Raw genomic sequence first — 4298 nt, 5'->3', positions numbered from 1 at the left:
AGCCCCGCCGACTACGAATCCGTTCACGCACCCGATAACATGGCTCAAGCCGCGTAATCACAAACCCCGTGTCCAACTTCCGGGGTCAAGGCCCGGCTGCCGCCAGCCACCGTAAGGACACCCTGGGCGCGGGGTTCATGTCCGCCAAGGAATTCGTCAACGCTGGCATCAAGGAAGGCATCTCGGCATTGCCCGGGGAGAAGCTCGTGATGCCGATCGTCAGCTCAGTTGAGGCCTATATCAAAGACCCGACCGTCGCCGCGATCAACGACAAACCGGGGCTGTCCTACCCGGTGCTGGGGCTCGACACACCCACCGGGCAGCACATCGACTCCGCGCAGGTCCAGATCCCCGAGCGCGCGATGGCCGCACAGCGCTATGTCATGCTCCAAGCCATGGTCGACGCCGGGAAAATCGATGTCCATACCTTGCCGAGCGAGTTGGTCGACGGCAACGGCCTCAAACCCTTCGACCACCTCGGCAACAGCGACACCACGACGATCCCCACGTTCCTGGAAAAGAATGGCGTGACCGGATTGCAGCAATACGTCAACGATGCGCAAATCGCCCACCTGACCGTCGACGCCATCGTGTTCGGTGGCAAAGAGGTCGCACCGGGAAGCAAGATCTACGTCGACGTCCTGCGCGCCGGCGTCGTCCCGTCCAACATCAACAGCTGGGATGGAGTGGCCCGATGAACGACCGAATCCTTCAGGCCGCCTTGATCTTCACCGTCACGGCGGCAACCGCACTGGTAGTCAGCGGGTGCGGAACCCGCAACACGACAGGCGACGCCGCTCCGCCATGGGATCCCTGCACGGCGTTCCCTGAATCCGCACTCCAAGACCTCGGGATGAACTACAAGGCGCAAACCCAACTCCACGGCCAAACCTGCGGGTGGGCGAAACTCGTTACCGGCTACAACGTCAACATCTTCTACCGGACCCAAACCGATTTCAGTGACTGGAGCGACCCAGAAGACCCGTCCAAGGTCACCATCGGCAGCTACGACGGGCACGTCTACCACCTCAAAGGCAACAGCCACCCCTTCATGTGTGCAATCCAACTCGCCACTAAAAACGCCAACGTCGTATTTACGGTCACCAACACCAACTACCAGAGCGAGGACCCCTGCGCGGTCGCCACCCAGGTCGCGAACGGATTGGAGAAGTACCTGCCCCCAGCAAAATAGATTTGATGTGGCGCTGATTCTCCAGACCATCTGTCCAAGATTCGCCGGATCTGGAGGGCTGGACGGTAGTCTCGGATCCGTGGCGAAACGAGGGGTGTGAACGAACATGGTTGAACGCCAGCAGGATTCATCACTGGATGCGGGACAGGTAGTGGGCGGATCGTCGCAGGCGCATGTCTTCGATGAACTTGTGCAGCGCTACGAGGCTGCTTTCTCGGACAGGCCCGAGCAGGTTCGTGCGGGTGCGTGGGTCGCTGAGCAGGTTGGCCGTGGTGCGCGTGTCCTGGATGTTGGGTGCGGTTCCGGTATTCCTACCGCCCGTCAGCTCGTGGACGCCGGACTTCAAGTGGTGGGTATCGATATCTCAGCTGCGATGGTTTCTGCCGCCTCCGCCGCGGTGCCCGAGGCGACCATCCACAACTGTAATATCCTGGACCTCAACGAGACTGGCTTCGATGGCGCCGTCGCATTCTTCTCGCTGCTGATGCTGCCGAGGTCCGACATACTCCGAGCTTTGGCTGTGCTGCACAGGGTCATCAAGCCGGGTGGATGTCTGTCGATCAGCATGGTCGAGTCGGATCTCGACGACACTCCCGTGAAGTTCCTCGATACCGACGTCCGGGTCAGCGGGTACGAGCGTGACGAACTCCGTCGGGTGGTGGAACAAGCGGGCTTCGATATCGTCGAAATCAGCGTTGTGAACTACACGCCGGCGGGTGGTGAGCCCGAGGCTGAACCCCAGCTGTACGTATATGCCCGACGTGCCTCAGTCGGTCACGTTCCCGGCCATCCGGGCCAGTAGGTCGCCGAGGCAATCGAGTTCGTCGCTGCTGAAACCGTTGCGCAGCTTCGCATCGTGCGCTTGGGCGGCCTCGGCCAGGCGCATGAACAACTTCTCGCCCTTGGCTGTCAGGCGGACTTGGTGAACCCGGCGGTTGCCGGGTTCGCGGCTGCGTGTGATCAGGCCGTCGGTCTCCATCGCGTTCAGGTGATGGGTCAGTGTCGCGCCCTGAATGCCCACGGCGGCCGCGATTTGGCGCTGGTTGTCCGCTGGCCTCGTCTTCAGTGAGATCAGGATCAACCAGATCGGCAGCGAGCCGCCGGCCGCGGCCAAGGTGGCGTCGAACGCGCGGTTGAGCGTCTTGGCCGTGTTTGCCAGGACGAGTCCGATAGGCGGCCCGATGGGTTTCTGCACGTCGGCGAGCATAACATTTGACTTCGAATCGTTAGATATCTAACGTTGCTGGCATCGAGTCCTCGAGGAGGTAGCGATGAGCACCCAGGAACAGATCCGTGCCCTCGGACGACGGTGGGCCACTGCCGAAACGCAAGGCGACACAGATACTCTCGACTTGATCACCACCGAAGACTTCACCCTGATAGGGCCGCTCGGGTTCGTGCTGACCAAATCCGAATGGCTGCAGCGCTATCGCGCCGACGCATTGGTTACGCAAGCACTCACCTGGGACGACACCACGATTCGTGAGTACGGCGACACCGCCGTCGTGGTCGGTCGGCACAGCCAGCGTGCCACTTATGCGGGCAACCCTGTCGACGACACCTACCGCGCCACCCACATCGTCGTACGACGCAACGAAGAGTGGTTGTTAGCCGGTATACACCTCAGCCGGATCGCGATGCCGGCCCGCAAGGCCGAGCTGAATCACACCATCGTGCACGCCCGCGACAAAACCGTCTCCGCAACGTTTCTGGCGCGAATCCTGGACCTCCCGGTCGGAGAATCCGCCGTCGCCCATTTCCTGCCCGTTGTGCTCACCAATGGTGTGACCCTCGACTTCATGGACGTGGACAGCGTGCAGAGCCAGCACTACGCCTTCCTGATCAGCCCCGACGCCTTCGACGCTGCGTTCGCCCGCATCAAGGACAGCGGGGTCGAGCACTGGGCTGACCCTGGACATCTGCGGCCCAACGAGGTCAATCACTACAACGGTGGCAAAGGGGTCTACTTTGCCGACCCCGACGGACACAACATGGAGCTACTTACGAAAGCGTGATCGCGCCTGTCCGTATTGCACGTCGGCGGCGGTGATGGTGTATCTGTGATCGGTGTCGGCGCAGATCACGTCGGCGATCTTGACCAGTGCCGGTAGGTCGCCAGGTTCGAAATGGTCTGCGCTCGGCGCGATTATCTCGTCGACGTACTCGTTGTATGCGAGGTTCATCAGGCGATTGATAACGGCGCCTGGGCGATCGGGGTCGCCGTAGTACACGAGCGTCACCGACGATCCACGTTCTGCGGCGACAGCGTGAATACGGGCGGTGTCTGCGTTCAGCGAATCGCGTGACACATCTCGGCGGAGGAACCCGATTGCGTAGCGGGTCATGAGCGTGGCCTGGCGTATTCGCGATACACGGGCCGGCCGATCGCAACGCGACCGCGGGCGCTGGAACGCCAGCGCGCGGGGCTTTGCACGGTGCCGATCGCGAGCCCGGTGCGGGACAATCGCATCAGCGCGCGGTGGATCGAGGTCTCCGTCAGACCGGTCGCGTGGCAGAGTTGGCGCGCGGTCAGGGCGTAGATCGGATCCAGGACAGACAGCGTGCCAAGGACTTTCGCCTCGGCTTCGGTGAAGGCCATCGTTCACCACCCCCGGTGGTTGGTGACATGGCCGGTCACGAACGGAACGTCGAGGTGGCCACCGTCGAGGGTGTTCAGCCTGAGTACCGTGCGAACGGGGGGAGCATATCTCGTGCCGAGTCGGCGGGTACCGCGCCAGTCTTCGATGAGGGCGGCGGCGATTACAACGACGCCGACGGTGAGCATTGAAACCAAAAGCCAAGTCTCCCAGGTCATAACGACTCCCACTGATGTGCGGCAAGGTTTCCGCTTGTGTGCCGAGCGGCGGATGCGCGTCTCCAGTGATACGCGCGTTCTCGAAAGTCTGGAATATTCCAGGGCACGACTTCCACGGTTTTCTGTCCGTGTTCCAAACATGCTGCGAAAATCATTCCAAAACAACGGATTTCTGTGAGGTGAGCTAATGGAAAGCTGAATCCCCCCGGGTTTCGTGCACCCCCGGTTATCTGTCTCCGGCAGTCAGCTGAAGCAGGCTTGCATAGTAGTCGGTCTCGTACTCGACCGGTG

General features: G+C 61.6%; 7 protein-coding genes and 1 pseudogene. 5 read left to right on the top strand and 3 right to left on the bottom strand.

Annotation, left to right across the window (positions count from 1 at the left end; all coding sequences use genetic code 11):
- Positions 1 to 68: 68 nt before the first annotated feature.
- From ACH438_RS46195 to ACH438_RS46185, 3 genes are all read left to right on the top strand, one after another.
- Positions 69 to 698 carry a hypothetical protein gene (locus ACH438_RS46195; RefSeq protein ID WP_397017701.1) on the top strand — a complete coding sequence of 210 codons (630 nt, stop codon included), beginning with the start codon at positions 69 to 71 and terminating at the stop codon, positions 696 to 698.
- Positions 695 to 1192 (top strand): DUF3558 family protein, encoded by a 498-nt coding sequence (locus tag ACH438_RS46190; RefSeq protein WP_397017699.1) that lies wholly within the window; start codon positions 695 to 697, stop codon positions 1190 to 1192. The genes ACH438_RS46195 and ACH438_RS46190 overlap by 4 nt, the downstream gene beginning before the upstream one ends.
- 106 nt (positions 1193 to 1298) lie before the next feature.
- Positions 1299 to 1994, top strand: a complete 696-nt coding sequence (locus ACH438_RS46185; protein WP_397017697.1) for a class I SAM-dependent DNA methyltransferase — start codon at positions 1299 to 1301, stop codon at positions 1992 to 1994.
- On the opposite strand, the gene ACH438_RS46180 is transcribed toward ACH438_RS46185, so the two are convergent.
- Entirely contained in the window at positions 1959 to 2387 is a 429-nt protein-coding gene (locus ACH438_RS46180; RefSeq protein WP_397017695.1) for a MarR family winged helix-turn-helix transcriptional regulator, read from the bottom strand. The two genes, ACH438_RS46185 and ACH438_RS46180, sit on opposite strands and share 36 nt — an antisense overlap.
- Before the next feature lie 76 nt (positions 2388 to 2463).
- Here ACH438_RS46180 and ACH438_RS46175 point away from each other — a divergent pair.
- Positions 2464 to 2817, top strand: a pseudogene (locus ACH438_RS46175) (nuclear transport factor 2 family protein); the annotation flags it as partial.
- A 12-nt stretch (positions 2818 to 2829) separates the two neighbouring features.
- A complete protein-coding gene (locus ACH438_RS46170) occupies positions 2830 to 3207 on the top strand; it encodes a VOC family protein (protein ID WP_397017703.1) in 378 nt (125 codons plus the stop codon).
- Here the strand turns inward: ACH438_RS46170 and ACH438_RS46165 are convergent.
- Both ACH438_RS46165 and ACH438_RS46160 read right to left on the bottom strand, forming a co-directional pair.
- Complete coding sequence (locus tag ACH438_RS46165; RefSeq protein WP_397017693.1) at positions 3190 to 3432, bottom strand: hypothetical protein; 243 nt, start codon at positions 3430 to 3432, stop codon at positions 3190 to 3192. The two genes, ACH438_RS46170 and ACH438_RS46165, sit on opposite strands and share 18 nt — an antisense overlap.
- 101 nt (positions 3433 to 3533) lie before the next feature.
- Positions 3534 to 3791, bottom strand: coding sequence for a hypothetical protein (locus tag ACH438_RS46160; RefSeq protein WP_397017691.1), 258 nt, complete (start codon positions 3789 to 3791; stop codon positions 3534 to 3536).
- Positions 3792 to 4298: the final 507 nt, after the last annotated feature.

This window comes from Nocardia sp. NPDC020380 (genome assembly GCF_044386975.1).
In the GTDB taxonomy this organism is placed as follows: Bacteria; Actinomycetota; Actinomycetes; order Mycobacteriales; family Mycobacteriaceae; genus Nocardia.
This window is presented reverse-complemented; position numbering and strand designations above follow the sequence as displayed.

What these genes read in the sequence shown, in the direction of transcription:
- ACH438_RS46190 (WP_397017699.1), top strand. Translation starts at nt 695, where the DNA reads ATGAACGACCGAATCCTTCAGGCCGCCTTGATCTTCACCGTCACGGCG.
- ACH438_RS46160 (WP_397017691.1), bottom strand. Translation starts at nt 3,791, where the DNA reads ATGGCCTTCACCGAAGCCGAGGCGAAAGTCCTTGGCACGCTGTCTGTC.
- ACH438_RS46170 (WP_397017703.1), top strand. Translation starts at nt 2,830, where the DNA reads ATGCCGGCCCGCAAGGCCGAGCTGAATCACACCATCGTGCACGCCCGC.
- ACH438_RS46185 (WP_397017697.1), top strand. Translation starts at nt 1,299, where the DNA reads ATGGTTGAACGCCAGCAGGATTCATCACTGGATGCGGGACAGGTAGTG.